Raw genomic sequence first — 20,396 nt, forward strand, 5'->3', positions numbered from 1 at the left:
CTTCGATAGAGGGTAACCGCCTTTACGGGACGGTCCCGGCGGGGGCCTCGGAGAAGTCCCCGGCCGTCACCCGCAGCGGCCTGAGCAGGTCGAACACCTGTCGGCACTGCTCGTCGTCGTAGGACTCCAGGCCGAACTCGATCGCCATCAGCTCCCGGGTGGCCTGCTCCACCACCTCGCGCCCGCGCGGGGTGATCGCGGCCAGCACGCCCCGGCCGTCCAGCGGGTTGGGCCGCCGGGAGACCAGGCCGGCCTTCTCCAGCCGGTCCACCGTGTTGGTCACGCTGGTCGGGTGGACCATCAGCCGCTCGCCGATCTTGGAGAGCGAGAGCTCGCCGGTGCGGCTGAAGGTGAGCAGCACCAGCGCCTCGTACCGGGCGAAGGTCAGCCCGTACGGCTTGACCACCGCGTCGACCCGGGCCAGCAGGATCTGGTGGGCGCGCATCACCGAGGTGATCGCCGCCATCGCCGGCACCTGACCCCAGCGACGGGTCCAGAGCTCATCGGCGCGGGCGATCGGGTCGAAGTCGAGGGCTAGGGGTTTGGCCACGTCCCACACCGTACCGGCGCCCCGAACGGCCCCCGCCCGGCGACCGCATGGTGGACCGGTCAGGCGGTCCCGACGGCGAGCTGCCCCTTCTCCTCCTTGGCGAGCATCCGCTCGGCGAAGAAGCCGCCGGTCGGCAGCACCGAGAGGACGAACAGCAGCGCGACCTTCTTGAGGTCCCAGCGCTGCTTCTGCCAGGCCAGGTAGAGGAAGGCCACGTAGGCGATGAACAGCATCCCGTGGACCCAGCCGAGCACCGGGACCGGGTTGAAGCTGGTGGTCGACTTCAGCACCACCCCGACCAGCAGGAGTATGAAGGACAGGCCTTCGGGGCCGGAGACCAGGCGCAGGCGGTGGGCGGCGCTGTTCTGCGCGGGAGAGTTCTGCATGGGAGGGGCACCTCACGGTTCGGGCGGAGCGCTTGTGAACGGGGGCACAAGCCGTCGCCCATTATGTGCCGAAGGGGTGTGCCAACTGGCCTCCGGGGGTGGCCCGATGGGCGTTCGGTGGGCAAGGTCACACCCGTCGCCCGAGGTCGCGCCCCCTCGCTATCCTGCTGCGGCACGACAGCCGGCACGACGGCCGGCGCGGTTCGACGGGGGAGACACACCGGCATGTTCAAGCGCGACTGGAACCGGCGCACCTGCGCCAAGCGCGGCCACACCACCTACGCACCCACCGAGCCCGAGTTCCGGGCCCGGCTGCACGCCGCCACCGCGATGGGCGACGCCTGGCGCTGCCTGCGCTGCGGCGACTTCGCGCTCGGCGCCCCGCACGGCGACGGGCCGGCCGCGCAGGCGCCGCTGGTGCCGCGCGGCAAGGCGCTGCGCGAGCTCTTCGTGCTGCGCTTCCTGGCCGCCGAGCGGCTGTTCCGTGCGCTGATCGGCCTGCTCGCCGCCTGGGCGGTGTGGAAGTTCGCCAACAGCCAGGACGCCATGCGCGACCTCTTCGAGCACGACCTGACGGTGCTCAAGCCGGTGGCGGACCACTTCCACTACGACCTGGAGCACGCCTCCGTGGTCGACACCATCCGCAAGACCTTCGACTACAAGAAGAGCACCCTGGGCTTCGTCGCCCTCGGGGTGGCGCTCTACTCGGCGATCGAGGGCGTCGAGGGCGTGGGCCTGTGGCTGAACAAGCGCTGGGCCGAGTACCTCGCGGTGGTCGCCACGGGTGTCTTCCTGGCCCCCGAGGGGTACGAGCTGAGCCACCACGCCACCGCGGTGAAGATCGTCACCACCGCGATCAACGTGCTGGCGGTGCTCTGGATCCTGCTCTCCAAGCGGCTCTTCGGGCTGCGCGGCGGTTTCGCGGCCTTCGAGGCGGAGCGGCACTCGGCCTCGCTGCTGGAGGTCGAGACGATGGCCGCGCCGGCACACGCAGGGGTCACACAGTAGTAGAAAGTTGAACAACCACAGGTATCATTTCCCCATGGACACGCACGCCACCGAGCCGGCAGCACTCCCGGCCGCTCCCGCAGCGGACGGCACTCCCTGGCTCACCGCCCGGGAACAGCGCCTCTGGCGTGCCCACCTGGAGGTCAGCAAGCTGCTGGAGTACCAGCTGAGCCGGGAACTCCAGCAGCACGACCTGGCGATCAACGACTACGAGATCCTGGTCGTGCTCTCCGAATCCCCCGACCGGCGGATGCGGATGACCGACCTGGCCGCCGCCACCCTCCAGTCGAAGAGCCGGCTCAGCCACCAGATCACCAGGATGGAGTCGGCCGGCCTGGTGCTCCGCCAGGAGTGCCCCGGCGACCGGCGCGGGCTCTTCGCCCACCTCACCGAGGACGGCTGGCAACTGCTCCGCAAGGTCGCCCCGGACCACGTGCGCAGCGTCCGCGCGCACTTCATCGACCGCTTCGACGGCGACCAGCTGGACGCCATGTACGAGGCGCTGGCGCCGATCGCCGAGCACCTGCGCGGACTGCGCGGCAAGCCGTAGCCGCGGCGGCGCCCCGACCGACGGACGGTCAGGGCACCGCCGCCCGCTCAGGCCTGAGTGCCGGTCAGCCCCGCCACCAGCTCGTCGGCCGCGCCGTACGGGTCCAGCCGACCGTCCGCCACCTGCTCGGCCAGCGCGTCCAGGTGCCGGTCGCCGCGCAGGTCGCCGATCCGGGCCCGCAGCCGGGCCAGCGCGATCGCCTCGACCTCCTGGGCCGCCCGGCGCCGCCGACGGGCCGCCAGCTGCCCGCCCTCCTCCAGCCAGGCGTGGTGCTTCTCCAGCGCCTCGACCACCTCGTCCACGCCCTCGCCGCGGGCCGCCACGGTCTTCACGACCGGCGGCCGCCAGTCCCCCGGCTGCCGGGCCTCGCCCAGGCCGAGCATGTGGCCGAGCTCGCGGACGGTCGCGTCGGCGCCGTCCCGGTCCGCCTTGTTCACCACGAAGACGTCGCCGATCTCCAGGATCCCGGCCTTGGCGGCCTGGATCCCGTCGCCCATCCCGGGCGCGAGCAGCACCACCGTGGTGTCCGCCTGGGCGGCCACCTCGACCTCGGACTGCCCGACCCCGACGGTCTCCACCAGGATCACGTCGCAGCCGGCCCCGTCCAGCACCCGCAGCGCCTGCGGGGCGGCCCAGGAGAGCCCGCCCAGGTGGCCCCGGGTGGCCATCGAGCGGATGAACACCTCCGGGTCGGTGGCGTGGTCCTGCATCCGCACCCGGTCGCCGAGCAGCGCCCCGCCGGAGAACGGCGAGGAGGGGTCCACCGCCAGCACCCCGACCCGCTTGCCGAGCCTGCGGTAGGCCGACACCAGGGCGGAGGTGGAGGTGGACTTGCCCACCCCGGGCGAGCCGGTCAGGCCGATCGTGTAGGCCCGGCCGGTGTACGGCGCCAGCGCGGCCATCGCCTCGCGCAGCTGCGGGGCCGCGTTCTCGACCAGCGAGATCAGCCGCGCCACCGCGCGCGGACGCCCGGCGCGGGCCTGCTCGACCAGGGTGGACACATCGCTCATCGGTCGGTCTCCTCGCCGCGCCGTCAGGCCTTGGGCACCCGGATGATCAGGGCGTCGCCCTGACCGCCGCCGCCGCACAGCGCGGCCGCGCCGATCCCGCCGCCGCGGCGGCCGAGCTCCAGCGCCAGGTGCAGCACCACGCGGGCGCCGGACATGCCGATCGGGTGGCCGAGGGCGATCGCGCCGCCGTTGACGTTGACGATGTCGTGGCTGACGCCCAGGTCCTTGACCGACTGGTGGGCGACCGCGGCGAAGGCCTCGTTGATCTCGATCAGGTCCAGGTCCTCGACCGCGATGCCCTCCTTGGCCACCGCGTGCTTGATCGCGTTGGACGGCTGGGACTGCAGCGAGTTGTCCGGGCCGGCCACGTTGCCGTGCGCGCCGATCTCGGCGATCCAGCTCAGGCCCAGCTCCTCGGCCTTGGCCTTGCTCATCACGACCACCGCGGCGGCGCCGTCGGAGATCTGCGAGGAGGTGCCGGCGGTGATCGTGCCGTCCTTGGTGAAGGCGGGGCGCAGCTTGGCCAGGCTCTCGGCGGTGGTGTCGGCGCGGATGCCCTCGTCCAGGCTGAACAGCACCGGGTCGCCCTTGCGCTGCGGGATCTCCACCGGGGTGATCTCGGCCTCGAAGACGCCGTTCTTCTGCGCGGCGGCGGCCCGCTGGTGCGAGCGGGCGGCGATCTCGTCCTGCGCCTCGCGCGGGATGCCCAGGCGGGTGTTGTGCTTCTCGGTGGACTCGCCCATCGGGATGTTCTCCCACGGGTCGGTCAGCCCGTCGTGGGCCATCGAGTCGAGCATCCCGATCGCGCCGTACTTGAAGCCCTCGCGGGACTTCGGCAGCAGGTGCGGGGCGTTGGTCATCGACTCCTGGCCGCCGGCCACGACGATGTCGAACTCGCCGGCCCGGATCAGCTGGTCGGCCAGCGCGATGGCGTCCAGGCCGGAGAGGCAGACCTTGTTGATGGTCAGCGCCGGCACCGTCATCGGGATGCCGGCGGCCACCGCGGCCTGGCGGGCCGGGATCTGACCGGCGCCGGCCTGCAGCACCTGGCCCATGATCACGTACTGCACCTGCTCGCCGGTCACGCCGGCCCGCTCCAGTGCGGCCTTGATCGCCAGGCCGCCGAGCTGGGCGCCGGAGAAGTTCTTGAGCGAGCCGAGCAGCCGGCCCATCGGAGTGCGGGCGCCCGCGACGATCACGGACGTAGTTGCGGAAGCGGTAGGCATGGCACGAGCCCCTTCGCACGTTGGCCATCGAGTCCGTCTGTGCCGGAGCACGGCGACGAGCCCGGGGAGAGGGATGCAGCTCAATCTACTGACCTGTAACCCGGCCGTCACCGACGCCTCGGTGTGATCAGGCTCGCACGCGGCACGGGCCCGGCGGAATGGGACACTGCGCAGGACCGGCACCCCCGGAACCCGACCAGGAGGACTCCCGTGTTGACCCGGATCGACCACATCGGCATCGCCTGCTTCGACCTCGACCGCACGGTCGAGTTCTACCGCGCCACCTACGGCTTCGAGGTCTTCCACACCGAGGTGAACGAGGAGCAGGGCGTCCGCGAGGCGATGCTCAAGATCAACGAGACCTCGGACGGCGGCGCCTCCTACCTCCAGCTGCTGGAGCCGATCCGCGAGGACTCCACCGTCGCCAAGTGGCTGGCCAAGAACGGCGAGGGCGTGCACCACATCGCCTTCGGCACCGCAGACGTCGACGGCGACTCCGAGGCGATCCGCGACAAGGGCGTCCGGGTGCTCTACGAGCAGCCCCGGATCGGCTCGATGGGCTCCCGGATCACCTTCCTGCACCCCAAGGACTGCGGCGGCGTGCTGACCGAGCTGGTCACCTCGGCGCAGCCGACCGAGCACTGACCGGCGGGTAACCTGTCCCAGCCGGACCCTCGACGGTTACAGCACCGCTGCGGCCCACTACACTGCCCAGGGTCACAGGGGAGTCCGTAACCAGGGCACGGCTGGCACAGTCGCACGTCGGATCTGTCACCATTCTCCACGAGGCAAGAGTTCGCCAGGAGTCCACCCGGTCGGCGGAGCGCGGTCCACCGTGCGCCCCGTCCGTCTTCGGCTCCGACCCGTGGCGGTCGTCCGGACCGGTCGCGGATGCAAGGACCGGCGCAGCCGGCCCCGCCGGGGACGGTGGCGGGCCGCGGCGGTCGAGGACGCGACCAGGAGATGGATGGGACCGCGCAGTGCGGGGCAACGACCGCTACGAGGTTGATGATCACCTCTCCCAGTTCGAGGCCGAGATGGACCGGCTTCGCAAGGAGCGGGACAAGACCGTCGAGCACGCCGAGGACCTCGCCTACCAGGTGGAGGTGCTGCGGGCCAAGCTGCACGAGGTCCGTCGCCAGCTCGCCCAGCCGCGCGCCTTCGACTCCGTCTCCGGTCAGGCCGAGCAGCTGCTGCGCACCGCCGAGATGCAGGCGGAGGCGCTGCGCGCCGACGCCGAGCGCCAGCTGCGCGAGTCCCAGGCCGCCACCCAGCGGATCATGGCCGAGGCCGCCGAGCGCACCGCCCGGCTGGAGGCCGAGCTGGTCGCCCGCCGCCGCCAGCTGGAGGAGGAGCTCGTCGAGCTCCGCCGGGCCGCCGAGCAGCACGTCAACGAGAACGTCAACTGGGCCGAGCAGACCCGCGCCGGCACCGAGCAGGAGGCCCAGCGCCTGCTCCAGGAGGCCCGCGCCGAGGCCGACCGGATGGTCGCCGCGGCCCGCGCCGAGGCCGCCGCCGTCTCCGACCAGACCCGCGCCCGCACCGCCGCCGACCTGGACGCCGCCCGCGGCGAGGCCCAGGCCGCCGCCGAGGCCGCCCTGCTGCGCGCCCAGAGCGACGCCGAGCGGCTGCTTCGGGCCGCCAGCGAGCAGGCCCAGCAGACCAGCGCCGAGGCCGCCGAGCAGCGCGAGGCCGCCGCCACCGAGGCCCAGCAGCAGCTGGCCGGCGCGCAGGCCGCGATCGAGGCCAAGCTGGCCACCGCCGAGGCCCAGATCAGCCAGCTCAAGCTGGAGGCGGAGCGCGACCGCCGGCAGGCCGAGGAGGCCGCCGCCCGGGCCGCCGCCGAGATCGAGCGGCTGCGCGAGCAGGCCACGGCCGAGGCCGAGCGGGCCCGCCAGGAGGCCGCCGAGCTGCGCGAGCAGGCCACCCGCGCGGCCGAGCAGCTGCGCGCCGAGGCCGAGTACGCCGCCGAGCAGCGCGCCGCCGACGGCGAGGCCGCCAACGAGCAGCGCTCGCAGACCGCCCGGGCCGAGGTGGCCCGGATGGTCGCCCGCGCCACCGAGGAGGCCGACCGGATCAAGGCCGAGGCCGCCGAGGTGCTGTCCCGGGCCCGGACCGCGCAGGCCGAGGCGGACGCCGCCAAGGCCGCCGCCGACGACGAGAACGCCCGACTGCGCTCCGCCGCCGAGACCGTCGCCCAGCAGCTGCGCTCCGAGGCCGGGGAGGCGATCGCCGAGCAGCGGGCCGCCGCCCAGGCCGAGGCCGCCGAGCTGCGCGGGCAGGCCGAGGCCGCCGCCGAGGCGATCCGCACCGACGCCCGCGAGCAGGGCCGGGCGGAGGGCGCCAAGGACGCCACCGTGCACCTGGCCAAGGCCGCCAAGAGCGCCGAGGAGGCGCTGGCCCGGGCCGCCCAGGACGCCGAGTCCACCCGCGCCGAGGCCGCCGCCGAGGCCGAGCGGGTCCGCACCGAGGCCGCCGCCGAGGCTGAGCGGCTGCGCGAGCAGGCGCAGGCCGCCGTGGAGCAGGCGCAGAACGCCGCGCTGGACGACGCCGCCGACATCCGCGCCCGGGTGGAGCGGATGCAGGACGAGGCCGCCCAGCTGCGCGCCGAGGCCGAGGAGCTGCGCGCGCAGGCCGCCACCGAGGCCGAGCGCACCCGCGGCGAGGCCCGCCGGCAGGCCGTGGCGCAGATCGAGGACTCCGCCCGCACCGCCGAGGAGCTGCTCACCAAGGCCAAGGCCGACTCGGACGAGCTGCGCGAGGGCGCGGCCGCCGAGGTGAACCGGATGCGCGCCGAGGCCACCGACCAGGTCGGCCAGAAGCAGGCCCGGGCGCAGCAGATGCTGGACCGGGCCCGGGCCGAGGCGGAGAAGGCCACGGCCGCCGCCGCCCAGCAGGGCAAGGACGCGCTGGCCGCCGCCAAGGCCGCCGCCGCCGAGAACCGGGCCGCCGCCGAGCGGGAGACCGCCGAGCTGCGCCGCGCCGCCGCCGAGTACGACCAGCGGGTGCGGGCCGAGGGCGAGGCGCAGGCCGCCGCCGTGCAGCAGGGCGCCCAGCAGGCCGCCGAGGAGCGCGAGGCGCAGGCCCGCGCCGAGGCCGAGCGCCTGGTGGCCGAGGCCGAGGCGACCGCCAACGCGGTGCGCGAGGAGAGCCGCCGGGAGGCCGACGAGGCGGCCGTGGCGCTCGGCCGCGAGCGCGAGGAGACGGCGGCCCAGCTGACGGCCGCTCAGCAGCTGCGCGAGCAGACCGAGGCGACGGTCCGCCAGGAGCTGGCCGAGGCGCAGCAGGTCCGGCTGGAGGCGCAGGCCGCCGCCGAGCAGCTGCGGGAGACCACCGAGGCGGCCGCCGAGCTGGCCCGGCAGGAGGCCGAGGCCGCCGCCCGGCAGACCCGGGAGCAGGCCGACACGGCGGCCCGGCAGACCCACGAGCAGGCCGAGCTGGCCGCCGCCGAGCTGCGCGAGCGCACCGCCGCGCAGACGGCGGAGCTGCGCGAGCGCACCGCCGCGCAGACGGCGGAGCTGCGCGCCGCCGCCGACCACGAGACCGCCGAGCAGCGGGCCGCGGCCGAGCGGGAGACCGCCGAGCAGCGCGCCACCGCACAGGCCGAGACCACCGAACTGCGCGAGCGCACCGCCGCCGAAGCCAACGAACTGCGCGAGCGCACCGCCGCCGAGACCACCGCCGAGCGGGCCGCCGCCGAGCGCGACGCCGCGCTGCTGCGCGCCGAGGCCGAGGCCGCCGCCGAGGCCCTGCGCACCCAGGCCGCGGAGACCCTGGAGCAGGCCGGCGCCGCCGCCGAGCAGGAGCGCGCCCAGGCCGCCGAGCAGGCCGCCGCGCTGCGCGCCGACGCCGCCGAGGTGCTGGAGCAGGCCCGGCAGGAGGCCGCCGGGGCGACCGCCGCCGCGACCGCCCGGGCCGCCGAGCTGGTCTCGACCGCCGAGGACGAGGCCGCCGAGGTCCGCCAGTCGGTGGCCGGGCTGCACGAGCGGGCCGCCCAGCAGGTGGCCGAGCTCGCCGAGCAGGCCGAGCAGGCTGCCGCCGAGCTCACCGCGCAGGCCGAGGCGGCCGCGGCCGAGCTGCGCGAGCGCACCGCCGCGGAGCTCACCGAGCTGCGGGCCGCGGCCGAGCGGGAGACCGCCGAGCAGCGCGCCACCGCACAGGCCGAGACCACCGAGCTGCGCGAGCGCACCGCCGCCGAAGCCAACGAACTGCGCGAGCGCACCGCCGCCGAGACCACCGCCGAGCGGGCCGCCGCCGAGCGCGAGGCGGCCCGGATCGCCACCGAGGCCGAGGTCTACAGCGAGCAGGTGCGTGCCGAGGCGGACACGCTGCGGGCCGAGTCCGAGCAGTACGCCGCCCAGCAGCGGGCGGAGGCGGACGCCCTGGCGCAGCAGACCCTGGCCGAGGCCGACGCGCTGGCGCAGCAGACCCTCGCCGAGGCGGAGGCGCTGGCCCAGCGCACCGTGGCCGAGGCGGAGGAGCGTTCGGCCGGCCTGGTCGCCGAGGCCGAGCAGTACGCGGCGCGGCTGCGCACCGAGGCGGACGAGTTCGCCGGCGCCACCCGCGCGCTGGCCGAGGAGTACGACGGCACCACCCGGGCCAACGCGGAGGCCTACGACCGCAACGTCCGGGAGCAGGCCGAGCAGTACGACTCGGCGACCCGGGCGCAGGCCACCTCGGTGCTGGAGAAGGCCTTCGCGGACGCCGAGTCGCTCGGCGAGGAGGCCCAGGCGACCGCGCTGGCCACCACCGCCGCCGCCGAGGAGCAGGCGGACGCCATGGTGGCCGCCGCCCGCAAGGAGGCCGACCGGCTGGTCGCGGCCGGCGAGGCGGCCGGTCAGTCCGAGGTGGAGCGGGCCCGCTCCGACGCGGACGCGCTGCTCTCCGAGGCACGCCGGGACGCCACCGCGGTCCGCGAGCGGGCCGAGGAGCTGCGCGAGCGCACCGAGACCGAGATCGAGGCGCTGCACGAGCGTTCCCGCAAGGAGAACGCGCAGGCGATGAAGTCGGCCGGGGAGCGGGTGGACGCCCTGGTGACGGCTGCTCAGGAGCAGCTCACCGAGGCCGAGGAGCAGGCGGTGGCGGCGGTCGCGGAGGCCGAGGAGCGGGCCGCCGGCCTGGTCGCCGCGGCCGAGGAGCGGGCCGCCGAGCTGACCTCGGAGGCTTCCGCCGAGGCCTCCAAGGTGCGGATCGCCGCGGTCCGCAAGGCCGAGGGCCTGTTGAAGGAGGCCGAGCAGAAGCTGGCCGACTCCACCACCAAGGCCGAGCAGCGGGTGGCCGAGGCCGAGCAGAAGCTGGCCGAGGCCCGGGACGGCGCGGAGGAGCAGCTGGAGGCCGCCGCCGAGGAGGCCGGCAAGCGGCTGCGGGCGGCCGAGGACACCGCGGCGGAGCAGCTGCGGCTGGCCGAGGAGGAGGCCGAACGGGTGCAGTCGGCGGCCCGGGCCGAGGCCAAGCGGGTCACCGACGAGGGCCGGCGCGAGCTCGACGAGCTGATCCGCCGGCGCAAGGACATCAACACCGAGATCTCCCGGGTGCAGGACGTGCTCTCGGCGCTGGAGGCCTTCGAGGCCCCCTCGCCGGTGCAGCAGGCCGCGGCCCGGGAGGCGGCCGCCGGCAAGGAGAATCCGGGGGGACGCAAGGGCGGTGGTTCGACCAACGGGGGTTCGAAGGCGGGCGCGGGAGTGGGCGCCCCCCGATCGGGTGGTGGCAGGTCCGAGAGGACACCACCCGATTGAGCGGACATTGTCCGTCAGCCATAGGCTTCTCGCCTACGACACTCCGGTACCGTGTCAGGATTCCCTCAACCACCTCATTGGTTTGACGACAGGAAGCCCAACCCCATGAGCGACAGTCACTCCCCTCACGGCTTCGACCTGGTGCGCCGTGGGTACGAGCGCGCGCAGGTCGACGAGCGGATCACCAAGCTGGTGGCCGATCGTGACAGCGCGTTGGCTCGGATCTCCGCCCTGGAGAAGCGGATCGAGGAGCTCCACCTGGAGACCCAGACCGCCCAGGCCGCGGTCGTCGAGGCCGAGCCCTCGTACGCGGGTCTCGGCGCCCGGGTCGAGAAGATCCTGCGTCTGGCCGAGGAGGAGGCCAAGGACCTGCGCGAGGAGGCGCACCGCGCCGCCGAGCAGCACCGTGAGCTGGCCGAGGCGGCCGCCCAGCAGGTCCGCACCGAGGCCGAGAACTACGCCAAGGACCGCAAGGCGAAGGCCGAGGACGAGGGCCTGCGGATCGTCGAGAAGGCCAAGAGCGACAGCGCCCAGCTGCGCGCCGAGGCCAACAAGGACGCGCAGAACAAGCGCGAGGAGGCGGACGCCCTCTTCGAGGAGACCCGCACCAAGGCCGCCCAGGCCGCGCTGGAGTTCGAGACCAACCTGGCCAAGCGCCGCGAGCAGTCCGAGCGCGACCTGGCCGCCCGTCAGGCCAAGGCCGAGAAGCGGCTGGCCGAGATCGAGCACCGGGCCGAGCAGCTGCGCCTGGAGGCCGAGAAGCTGCGCACCGACGCCGAGCGCCGGGCCCGCCAGACGGTGGAGACCGCGCAGCGCCAGGCCGAGGACATCGTGGCCGACGCGAACGCCAAGGCCGACCGGATCCGCAGCGAATCCGAGCGCGAGCTGGCGGCGCTGACCAACCGCCGCGACTCGATCAACGCCCAGCTGACCAACGTCCGCGAGATGCTGGCCACGCTGACCGGTGCCGCCGTCGCCGCGGCCACCCTGCCGACCGACGACTCGCTCGGCGTGCCGGCCCAGCAGTCCCGCTGACCCGGCGTCCGGAAGGCCCCGACCCACTCGGTGGGTCGGGGCCTTCCGGCTTCCCCGGCACCGCGGCGGCCCCGGCGGGGGTCTGACGGCCCGTTACGGGCCGACCCGCCGCAGCAGTGCCCGCACCGCCGCGTCGAAGGTCTCCGGGGCCTCCAGCGAGCTGAGGTGGCCGACCGAGGGGATCACCGTCAGTTCGGCGTCCGGCAGCAGATCGGCCATCAGCTGCGCCTGCGCCACCGGCGCGAGCACGTCGTGCTCCCCCACCACCACGGCGGCCGGCACCCGCAGCCCGGCCAGCACCTCCAGCGACTCCTGACGGGCCGCCATCGCCCGCTGCGCCCAGGCCACCGCGCCGGGCGCGGCCTTGGCGATCATCGAGCGCACCTGGGCGACCAGTGCGGGCGCCGCGGCGGGGCCGAGCAGCCCGTCCTCGATCCGCTCGTCCACCAGCAGTTGCACGCTGCCCCTGGCCTGCACGGCGGCGGCGATCCGCTCCCGGTTGGCGCGGGCCGGCTCGTCGTCCAGGGTGGCCTTGGTGTCGGCGAGCAGCAGGCCGCGCAGCCGGTCCGGGTGGCGGCGGGCGAAGGCCATGGTGGCGTAGCCGCCCATGGAGAGGCCGCCGACCACCGCGCGGTCGATCCCCAGCGCGTCCAGCAGCCGGGCCAGGTCGTCCGCGACCAGGTCCAGCGAGGGCGCCTCGGTGCCCAGTTCGGCGGTGCCGAAGCCGCGCTGGTCCGGCGCGATCACCCGGGCCCGGTCGCCGGCCGGGCCGGGCAGCCGCTCCAACTGGGTGGTCCACATCCGGGCCGAAAGCGGGTAGGCATGGAGCAGGACCAGCGGGATGCCGGTGCCGTTCTCGTGGGCGGCCGGTGCGGTGGGGAGCGTCATGCAGCCACCGTAGGGTGCCGACCCCCGTGACACACGCGAGCCCACGGGCCTTGGAGTCCGAATTGTCATAGTGTTTTCGCAAATGAGGGAGAGCACATGATCGAGCTGCACGATCTGACGAAACGTTACGGGGACAAGACGGCGGTCAACGGGCTGAGCTTCCAGGTGCGTCCGGGTGTGATCACCGGCTTCCTCGGGCCGAACGGTGCCGGCAAGTCCACCACCATGCGCCTGATCCTCGACCTCGACCGCCCCACCAGCGGCCGGGTCACCATCGACGGAAAGGGCTACGGCCACCTCAGCGAGCCGCTCAAGTACATCGGCGCGCTGCTGGAGGCCACCGCCGTGCACCCCGGCCGGACCGCCTACCACCACCTGCTCTGGCAGGCCCAGAGCAACCGGGTCCCGGAGCGCCGGGTGGACGAGGTGCTGGCCCTGGTCGGCCTGACCGAGGTGGCCGGCAAGCGGGCCCGCGGCTTCTCGCTCGGCATGCGCCAGCGGCTCGGCATCGCCTCCGCGCTGCTCGGCGACCCGGAGATCCTGATGTTCGACGAGCCGGTCAACGGGCTCGACCCCGAGGGCATCCTGTGGATCCGCAACCTGATGAAGCGTCTGGCCGCCGAGGGCCGCACGGTCTTCGTCTCCTCCCACCTGATGAGCGAGATGGCGCTGACCGCCGACCACCTGGTGGTGATCGGCAAGGGCCGGCTGCTGGCCGACCTGCCGATGGCCCAGTTCATCGAGCGCAACTCGCGCTCCGCCGTGCGCCTGCGCACCCCGCACCCCGAGCAGCTGCTGGACGCGCTGGCCCGGCAGTCGATCGCCGTCGAGCCCGGACCCGACGGCTCCTACGAGGTGGTGGGCGGCGACCCGGCCGCGCTCGGCGAACTGGCCGCCGGCCACGGCATCACCCTGCACGAGCTGAGCCAGCAGCGCGCCTCGCTGGAGGAGGCCTTCATGCGGATGACCGCGGACGCGGTGGAGTACCACGCGGGTGCGCAGACCGACGGCCCCCACGACGCGGCCGGCGCGCCGGGCGCCTGGGGCGCGAGCTGGCAGGGCGAGCAGAAAGGCCGGAACTGACCATGGGCTCCTTCCCCGCGATCCTGCGCTCCGAGTGGACCAAGATCCGCAGCGTCCGGTCCACCGTCTGGACCCTGCTGCTCTCCTTCCTGGTGACCGCCGCGCTGGGCGCCCTGCTCTCGCTGCTCACCAAGAACAACTTCGCCGACTTCCGCAAGGGCGCCACCACCCCGTTCGACGCCACCGCGACCAGCTTCTCCGGGATCATGCTCGGCGAGATCGCGATGATCGTCTTCGGCGTGCTGGCGATCGGCAACGAGTACAGCAGCGGGATGATCCGGGTCTCGCTGGCCGCGGTGCCGCAGCGCGGCACCCTGCTCACCGGCAAGGCGGTGGTGATCGGCGCGCTCTCCCTGCTGGTCTCCCTGGTGACCGCGTTCGTCACCTTCTTCCTCGGCCAGGCGCTGCTCGGCGACCACCGCACCACGCTGGGCGCGGACAACGTGCTGCGCGCGGTGCTCGGCGCGGCCGTCTACCTGACCCTGATCTGCCTCTTCTCGGCCGGGGTCACCGCGATGCTGCACAACCAGACGCTGGCGCTCGGCGTGCTGGTGCCGTTCTTCTTCCTGCTCTCGCCGATCCTCTCGGCGGTGCCCAAGGTGAAGAACGTGGCGCACTACTTCCCGGACTTCGCCGGGCGCCAGATGCTGACCGTCTACCAGGACCCGAGCGTGCCGTACGGCTGGCTGGCCGGCTTCTTCATCTGCGCGGCCTGGACGCTGGCCGCGCTGCTCGGCGGCGCGCTGGTGCTCAAGCGCCGGGACGCCTGACGGCGGGTCAGTACCGGGGCGCGTTGCGGCCGCGCTGCACCGCGGTCGTGCGCCGCTCGCGCGCCCCCCAGCAGGCCCGGTGCCAGTGCCGCCGGTCCTCCACCCCGGCCCCGTGGTCCGGCCAGGCCACCACGTGGCCCACCCCGGGCGGGATCTCCTGGTCGCAGCCCGGGCAGCGGTAGAACCGCCCGGCCTGCCCCGCCACGGTCTGCACGACCCAGTCCTCGCCCCCGTAACTCTCCACCCGGCGGAGCGATCCCCCGAAGGGGGTGGGGGCCTCGCTCCGACGGTCGTCGGAGCCACCGGTCCGGTTGCGGCGGGGAGACACCTGTTCACCTCTCAGGGGCACGCTTGTCGGGGACGCGCACGGCAGCGGCGCGTTCGGCAGGGCTTCCAGGGTACGGGGCCACCCAGCGCGACCGGCCGGCCACCACTGGTACCGAGTGGTCCCGGCGCGAGCATTATCACGGATCTCGTCCGCCCCACTCCGTTTTCCCGGGAATCCACTCGTTCCCCGGGGAAATCGGTGGTTCCGAGTGCCAATGGCACATGACATGGGTTACTCACATGGGGAAGAGCGGGGCGCACAGCCTGCGCGCACCCGAGGAGGGCTATCCGTGACCCAGATCCGCGCCGACGTTCCCACGGCCCAGCGCCCGCCGGCCGGTTCGCGACCGGCCGCCGAGGTCCCGCCGGCCCCGGCCACCGAGCGCGGCCCGCAGCCGGCCGGGCGGGACGCGCTGCGGGTCGGCGCCTTCCTGCTCTCCGCCCAGTTCCCCGGCCAGAGCCACGCCCAGGCGCTGGACCGCACGGTGACCGCCACGCTGGCCGCCGAGCGGGCCGGGCTGGACGCGGTCTGGCTCGCGGAGCACCACTTCGTGCCGTACGGGGTCTGCCCCAACGCCGCGACGCTGGCCGCGCTGCTGCTCGGCCGGACCAGCCGGATCCAGCTCGGCACCGCGGTCAGCGTGCTCTCCACCACCCACCCGGTGGCGCTCGGCGAGCAGGCCGCGCTGCTCCACCTGACCTCCGGCGGCCGGTTCACCCTCGGGGTCGGGCGCGGCGGGCCGTGGATCGACCTGGCGGTCTTCGGCACCGGGGTGGCCGCCTACGAGGAGGGCTTCGCCGAGCGGCTCGACCTGCTGCTGGGCTTCCTGCGCGGCTCCCGACTGCGGGCCGACGGGCCGCAGTTCACCTTCCCCGAGGTCGCCGTCGTGCCGCGGGCCGCCGAGCCGGCCAGGCTGCGCGGCACCGAGCTGGCCGACTGGCTCGGCCTGGCCGGCGAGCCGGCCCTGCGGTTCCCGCGCCAGCGGACCGAGACCGGGCCGGCCGGGGTCGAGCCGGGCTCGGCCGGGCCGGGGGTGGTGGTCGCCTGCACCTCGCCGGCCAGCGTCCGGCTGGCCGCCGAGCGCGGTCTGCCGATGCTGCTCGGCATGCACTCCGGCGACGAGGACAAGGAGGCCATGCTCGCCGCCTACCGGGCCGCCTGGCGGGCCGCCGGGCGCGGCGAGGACCAACTCGCCCGGGTGGAGCGCGAACACGTGGCCGCGGGGGTGGCCCAGGTGGCCGATCGCACGCCGGCCGCCCGGGCCACCCTGCTCAGGGCGATGCCGGGCTGGTTCGAGTACGGGCTCGGCGCGCACCGCACGGTGGACGGCCGGGAGCGCCGGATGCGCGACCCGCACGCCTACACGGAGCTGCTCTGCGACCTGCACGCCGTCGGCACCCCCCGGCAGTGCGCCGACCGGCTGCTGGCCACCGCCGAGCGGACCGGGATCAGGCGGTTCGCGCTGCTCGCCGAGGGCTCCGGCGACCAGCAGGCCACGCTGGACAACATCGCCCGGCTCGGCGCCGAGGTGCTGCCGCAGCTGTCCTGACGGCCCGTCGGCCCGGCTCGTTCGCTGACGGTCCGCCGGGACCGACGGACCGTCAGCGGGCGGTTCAGCAGTCGCGCAGCAGCGGCGACTGGTTGAGCAGCTGGGAGCGGACCGAGGTGAACACGCCGTACCGCTCCTCGGACTCCGGAGCGGGGGCGAAGACCGCCACCCGGTGGCAGTTCTGGAAGGCCAGCTTGACCCCGAAGTGCCGCTGCAGGGCGCCCCGGATGGCGTCGCTCGCCATCGCGCGGAGCAGCTGGCCCCGGTCCTGCTCGCTGGGCGGGGGGACGTGGTTGTCCGCGAAGCCGGTGCCGTCGACCTCCATCTGGGCGACGAGCGAGCTGATCAGGTCCCAGGCGTAGGGCAGGGACGTGCGGACGCAGTCGACGAACTCCCGCTCGTCGACCTCGCCTCGCTCGGCCTTCTCCAGAAGAGCCGGTGAGACGTCGAGCGACATGGGTTCTCCTCTCGCGGTCCACCGCGCGCACCTCGCGCCGGTGGTCGTGCCTCGTTCGATTCGGTTCGGTGCTTCCCCGCCGTGCGGGTCGTGCCGTGGTGCGAGTGGTGCGAATCGTGCGTGGTGCGGTTAGCGCGAATGCGGTCGTACCGAGTGGTGCGATGTCGTAGGGCGCGCGTCACACCCCGAACGGGACCCCGCGGGGTCCGTCGGGCCGGCGGACGCGGGCTCAGTCCAGGTTGGCAGCCCGGGCCCGGCAAATCTGGCGAATGCCGTGATTACCGTCGAAAACGCCGGTGCCGCGAGCAGTATGGCCGGAATCCGTCCAGCTGTTCATCTCCCACTCCATCCCCGTTGGCTACGCGGGCGTCCGAAGGCGTCACCCAACGTAGCGGTCCGTGCGCGCAGACGCCAGACTCCGGGCGCCACGGACTACCGGGTTCCCATGGTTCGCCCCCTTCTACTCCCTGGTACACCCTTCGGATCGAGTGGCTTCATTTGGCTCTGCGCCGCCCGGCCCCCGGGCCGACCGTTCACCGACGACCCCCGGCCAAGGCCGGACATCACCTCCGCGATCGAACGAGCGCCGGACGTATTGACGTACGGACAGTCCCACCTTGGTGACTTCCGGTGATCGGGTCAAGCACGTCCGCCGGAACGCCTAGGCTTACGGCCATGCGTCTTGTCATCGCCCGCTGCTCGGTCGACTACGCCGGCCGGCTCTCCGCCCACCTGCCCTCCGCCACCCGGTTGATCCTGGTCAAGGCCGACGGGAGCGTGAGCATCCACGCCGACGACCGCGCCTACAAGCCGCTCAACTGGATGTCCCCGCCGTGCAGCCTCAAGGAGGCCGACGGGGTGTGGACGGTGGAGAACAAGGCCGGCGAGAAGCTGATCATCACCCTGGAGGAGGTCCAGCACGACTCCTCGCACGAGCTGGGCGTGGACCCCGGGCTGATCAAGGACGGCGTCGAGGCCCACCTGCAGGAGCTGCTGGCCGACCGGATGGAGGTGCTCGGCACCGGCTGGTCGCTGGTCCGCCGTGAGTACCCGACCGCGATCGGCCCGGTCGACATCCTCTGCCGGGACGCGGACGGCGGCACCGTCGCCGTGGAGATCAAGCGCCGCGGCGAGATCGACGGCGTCGAGCAGCTCACCCGCTACCTGGAACTGCTCAACCGCGACCCGCTGCTGGCCCCGGTCAAGGGCGTCTTCGCGGCCCAGGAGATCAAGCCGCAGGCCCGGGTGCTGGCCAACGACCGCGGCATCGACTGCGTGGTGCTGGACTACGACGGCCTGCGCGGGATCGACGACGACAAGCTGAAGCTGTTCTGAGCGGCGGTGGCCCTCCCCCGCACTGCCGGGGGAGGGCCACCGTGTGTCGGGGTGTCAGGTCTTCGGTGTCCCCGTGCTGCTGCTCGGGGTGCCCGTGGACGGTGAGGTGGTGACCGGGGCGCTGCTGCTGCTCGACGCCACCGGGACCGTCGACGGGTCCGAGGGCTGCGGGCTGGGCGCCTTCGTGGTCGGCTGCGGAGCGCTCGACGTCGCCGGCGCGGTGACCGGCGGCACCGGCTGGTTCGGCGAGCCGGGCGAGTTCGCCGTCGCGCTCGCACTCGCACCGGCCGACCGGCTCCTGCTCGCGCTCGCACTCGCCGGCGCACTGGCGCCGCCGGTCGCGCTCGCGCTCGCCGAGACCGTCGCGCTCGGCGAGGCCGAGGCACTGCCCGAGCCGCTCGGCGCGGCCGAGGAACCGGCCGGCGACCCGGTGGCGCCGGTCAGCAGGCTCCCCGACACCCCGCCGCCGCCCCCGGTCCCACCGGCCGGCGCCGAGCCGCCGGTGGAGGAGCCGCCCATCAGCCCGACCGCGGTGCCGACCGCCGCCAGCGCCACCAGCCCGCCGGCCGCCAGCAGCACGTTCCGCCGCGACCAGCCGCGCAGCACCGAGGCGGACGGCCAAGGCCGGTCCGCCAGCGCCCGGATGACGGGCCGTCGGATCACCTGGGTCTCGGCCTCGGTCACCACCGGCGCCGGCACGGCCCGCTGAACCATCGTCAGCAGCCGCCGGGAGGCCACCGAGCCCCGGGAGTCGCCGGCCGCCGAGCGCAGCCGTCCGGCCGCCTCCAGGGCCGCCCTGGCCCGCTCCGCCTCCCCCAGGCAGAGCCAGTGCACCCCGAGCTCGTGCCGGAACCAGGCCTCGTCCCGGGTGCTGCCGGTCTCCTCGGCCACCGCGGCGCCCAGCTCCAGCACCTCCCGCCAGGCGCCCCAACGCAGCGTCAGGGCCAGTGCCGGAGCCGCCGCCCGGGCCAGGCCGAGCACCGCCACCGGCCGGTCGGCCGCGCGCTCCGCGTGCAGCGCGCCCAGCACCACCTCGGCCTCGGCGGCGATCTGCGCGGTGCTCACCGAACCGTGGCCGACCCACCAGCCGAAGTGCTCGGCCGCGCCCTCGGTCACCTCCGGGTCGGTCCCCCAGTGCGCGGCCAGGGCGGCCAGCACCCCGCTGGTGAGCCGGTGGTGGCCGCCCAGCGGCTCGGCCAGGCCGCACTCGGTCAGCTCGCGCAGCGCGCTCTCGCCGTGGTCCACATCGATCAGCGCGGGCAGGTGCGGCGCGGTCGGGAACTCGCCGCCGAGCGCCACCGCGAGCCGCAGCACCACCAGCGCCTCCTCGCCCAGCCCCTCCGTCAGCCGCAGGGCCGGCGCGGCCGTCTCGGCCACCGTGGGCAGCGGCACGGCCTGGCGCAGCTCGGCCTCCCGGACGGCGGGATCGGCGTGCTCCGCCGCCGGCTCGGAGCGGCCGAAGAGCGAGCCGCGCTCCTCCTCGGCGGCCAGCAGCGCGTCCACCTCGGCGTCCCGGCGGCGCAGCAGCGCGGCCGCCTGGACGAAGCGCAGCGGCAGGCCCTGGGACTCGAACCAGAGGTCGACCACCCAGGCCCGCTCGGCCTCGTCCAGCGGACGGCCGGCCAGCCGGGCCACCAGGGTCAGGCAGGCGGGCCGGGTCAGCCCGCCGAGCACGTGGTCCTCCAGCCGGGAGCCGACCGGCAGCGCGCCGCCCGAGCCGGGCGCCACGGTGATCAGGAAGGCGCACTCCGGCGCGGTCGCCAGCAGCTCCTCCAGCTCGGCGCCGTCCGGCACCACCTCGTCGATCACCACCACCGCGCCGAGCCCGGCCAGCAGTTCGGCCAGCTGGGCCCGGTCGGGGCGGTAGCCGTCGGTCCGGTAGGCGGCGGCGAACAGGTCCTGCAGCAGGTCGTCGGCGCTGCGCCGGTGCCCGCAGAGCTTCACCACGCCGTGCGGGGCCAGCTCCCCCGCGCCCCCGGCGACGGCCGCCAGCAGCGCGCTGCGGCCCGAGCCCGGCTCACCGAGCAGCCGGATCGAGCGGCCCTCGGCCAGCATGCCGAGCAGGTGGGCGACTTCGGCCTCGCGGTCCAGCAGCGGCAGGTCGCCGGGGCCAGCGCCGAGCGCCAGCGGGCCGACCGCCTGGTCCGGGCCGGGGCCGGCGGCCGGCGGGGCGGCGACGGCGACCGGGCGGGACGGCACCGCGGGGCGGCGGTACACCGGGCACGGCTGGACGTCGCTGCCGTCCACGCCGGCCACGGTCACCAGGTACTGTCCGGCGACGACTTCGCCCGACCGCACGCGCAGGTTCTCCTGCCCGAATTCACCGGATGGCTGTGCCACGATGCGCTCCGCCTGTGCTTCGGCCGGACGGCCACCGACCGCCGGCTGCTGTGAGGGACCGAATGCCGCACGGACGCCGGGGGCGTCCACGGGAGACCGACCGTCACCCCGCGCGGCGGGCACCGCCGTCACCGGCCCGCGGGGAA

17 protein-coding genes are annotated in these 20,396 nt (G+C 74.6%); 9 read left to right on the plus strand and 8 right to left on the minus strand.

Features of this window, described 5'->3' with window-relative positions; translation table 11 throughout:
* Positions 1 to 22 precede the first annotated feature (22 nt).
* Both FHX73_RS08325 and FHX73_RS08330 read right to left on the minus strand, forming a co-directional pair.
* Complete coding sequence (locus FHX73_RS08325; RefSeq protein WP_145904378.1) at positions 23 to 550, minus strand: MarR family winged helix-turn-helix transcriptional regulator; 528 nt, start codon at positions 548 to 550, stop codon at positions 23 to 25.
* A 59-nt stretch (positions 551 to 609) separates the two neighbouring features.
* A complete protein-coding gene (locus FHX73_RS08330) occupies positions 610 to 936 on the minus strand; it encodes a DUF3817 domain-containing protein (protein WP_145904379.1) in 327 nt (108 codons plus the stop codon).
* A gap of 225 nt (positions 937 to 1,161) precedes the next feature.
* On the opposite strand from FHX73_RS08330, the gene FHX73_RS08335 reads away from it, so the two are divergent.
* Both FHX73_RS08335 and FHX73_RS08340 read left to right on the plus strand, forming a co-directional pair.
* Positions 1,162 to 1,944 (plus strand): DUF2127 domain-containing protein, encoded by a 783-nt coding sequence (locus tag FHX73_RS08335; RefSeq protein WP_145904380.1) that lies wholly within the window; start codon positions 1,162 to 1,164, stop codon positions 1,942 to 1,944.
* Between the two features lie 34 nt (positions 1,945 to 1,978).
* Positions 1,979 to 2,494: a MarR family winged helix-turn-helix transcriptional regulator gene (locus tag FHX73_RS08340; protein WP_145904381.1), complete on the plus strand. Its 516-nt coding sequence runs from the start codon at positions 1,979 to 1,981 to the stop codon at positions 2,492 to 2,494.
* 47 nt (positions 2,495 to 2,541) lie between these two features.
* Here the strand turns inward: FHX73_RS08340 and meaB are convergent, their stop codons facing one another.
* Both meaB and FHX73_RS08350 read right to left on the minus strand, forming a co-directional pair.
* Complete coding sequence (meaB, locus tag FHX73_RS08345; protein ID WP_145904382.1) at positions 2,542 to 3,504, minus strand: methylmalonyl Co-A mutase-associated GTPase MeaB; 963 nt, start codon at positions 3,502 to 3,504, stop codon at positions 2,542 to 2,544.
* A gap of 23 nt (positions 3,505 to 3,527) precedes the next feature.
* Entirely contained in the window at positions 3,528 to 4,730 is a 1,203-nt protein-coding gene (locus FHX73_RS08350) for an acetyl-CoA C-acetyltransferase (protein ID WP_145904383.1), read from the minus strand.
* Positions 4,731 to 4,940: 210 nt separating this feature from the next.
* Between FHX73_RS08350 and mce the strand changes: the two genes are divergently transcribed.
* The 3 genes from mce to FHX73_RS08365 all read left to right on the plus strand — a co-directional run bounded on the left by mce (position 4,941) and on the right by FHX73_RS08365 (position 11,500).
* Positions 4,941 to 5,375 (plus strand): methylmalonyl-CoA epimerase, encoded by a 435-nt coding sequence (gene mce, locus FHX73_RS08355; protein WP_145904384.1) that lies wholly within the window; start codon positions 4,941 to 4,943, stop codon positions 5,373 to 5,375.
* A 335-nt stretch (positions 5,376 to 5,710) separates the two neighbouring features.
* A complete protein-coding gene (locus FHX73_RS44555; RefSeq protein WP_170304873.1) occupies positions 5,711 to 10,465 on the plus strand; it encodes a hypothetical protein in 4,755 nt (1,584 codons plus the stop codon).
* Positions 10,466 to 10,570: 105 nt separating this feature from the next.
* Entirely contained in the window at positions 10,571 to 11,500 is a 930-nt protein-coding gene (locus tag FHX73_RS08365) for a coiled-coil domain-containing protein (protein WP_145904385.1), read from the plus strand.
* 93 nt (positions 11,501 to 11,593) lie between these two features.
* On the opposite strand, the gene FHX73_RS08370 is transcribed toward FHX73_RS08365, so the two are convergent.
* Positions 11,594 to 12,388 carry an alpha/beta fold hydrolase gene (locus FHX73_RS08370; RefSeq protein WP_145904386.1) on the minus strand — a complete coding sequence of 265 codons (795 nt, stop codon included), beginning with the start codon at positions 12,386 to 12,388 and terminating at the stop codon, positions 11,594 to 11,596.
* Between the two features lie 96 nt (positions 12,389 to 12,484).
* On the opposite strand from FHX73_RS08370, the gene FHX73_RS08375 reads away from it, so the two are divergent.
* Together FHX73_RS08375 and FHX73_RS08380 are read left to right on the plus strand one after the other, a co-directional pair.
* Positions 12,485 to 13,471: an ABC transporter ATP-binding protein gene (locus FHX73_RS08375; RefSeq protein WP_145904387.1), complete on the plus strand. Its 987-nt coding sequence runs from the start codon at positions 12,485 to 12,487 to the stop codon at positions 13,469 to 13,471.
* A gap of 2 nt (positions 13,472 to 13,473) precedes the next feature.
* Positions 13,474 to 14,241 carry an ABC transporter permease gene (locus tag FHX73_RS08380; RefSeq protein WP_145904388.1) on the plus strand — a complete coding sequence of 256 codons (768 nt, stop codon included), beginning with the start codon at positions 13,474 to 13,476 and terminating at the stop codon, positions 14,239 to 14,241.
* A 7-nt stretch (positions 14,242 to 14,248) separates the two neighbouring features.
* Here FHX73_RS08380 and FHX73_RS08385 read toward each other — a convergent pair whose 3' ends face one another.
* Positions 14,249 to 14,569, minus strand: a complete 321-nt coding sequence (locus FHX73_RS08385; RefSeq protein WP_145904389.1) for an ATP/GTP-binding protein — start codon at positions 14,567 to 14,569, stop codon at positions 14,249 to 14,251.
* Positions 14,570 to 14,981: 412 nt separating this feature from the next.
* Between FHX73_RS08385 and FHX73_RS08390 the strand changes: the two genes are divergently transcribed.
* Positions 14,982 to 16,118, plus strand: coding sequence for an LLM class flavin-dependent oxidoreductase (locus tag FHX73_RS08390; RefSeq protein ID WP_145908150.1), 1,137 nt, complete (start codon positions 14,982 to 14,984; stop codon positions 16,116 to 16,118).
* Between the two features lie 64 nt (positions 16,119 to 16,182).
* On the opposite strand, the gene FHX73_RS08395 is transcribed toward FHX73_RS08390, so the two are convergent.
* Positions 16,183 to 16,575 carry an SCO5389 family protein gene (locus FHX73_RS08395; RefSeq protein WP_145904390.1) on the minus strand — a complete coding sequence of 131 codons (393 nt, stop codon included), beginning with the start codon at positions 16,573 to 16,575 and terminating at the stop codon, positions 16,183 to 16,185.
* A 675-nt stretch (positions 16,576 to 17,250) separates the two neighbouring features.
* Here FHX73_RS08395 and nucS point away from each other — a divergent pair.
* On the plus strand, positions 17,251 to 17,910 hold the full coding sequence (gene nucS / locus FHX73_RS08400) for an endonuclease NucS (protein ID WP_145904391.1): 660 nt from the start codon (positions 17,251 to 17,253) through the stop codon (positions 17,908 to 17,910).
* 54 nt (positions 17,911 to 17,964) lie between these two features.
* Here nucS and FHX73_RS08405 read toward each other — a convergent pair whose 3' ends face one another.
* Positions 17,965 to 20,250 carry an ATP-binding protein gene (locus FHX73_RS08405; RefSeq protein WP_145904392.1) on the minus strand — a complete coding sequence of 762 codons (2,286 nt, stop codon included), beginning with the start codon at positions 20,248 to 20,250 and terminating at the stop codon, positions 17,965 to 17,967.
* Positions 20,251 to 20,396: the final 146 nt, after the last annotated feature.

This window comes from Kitasatospora viridis (assembly GCF_007829815.1).
Classification (GTDB): domain Bacteria; phylum Actinomycetota; class Actinomycetes; order Streptomycetales; family Streptomycetaceae; genus Kitasatospora; species Kitasatospora viridis.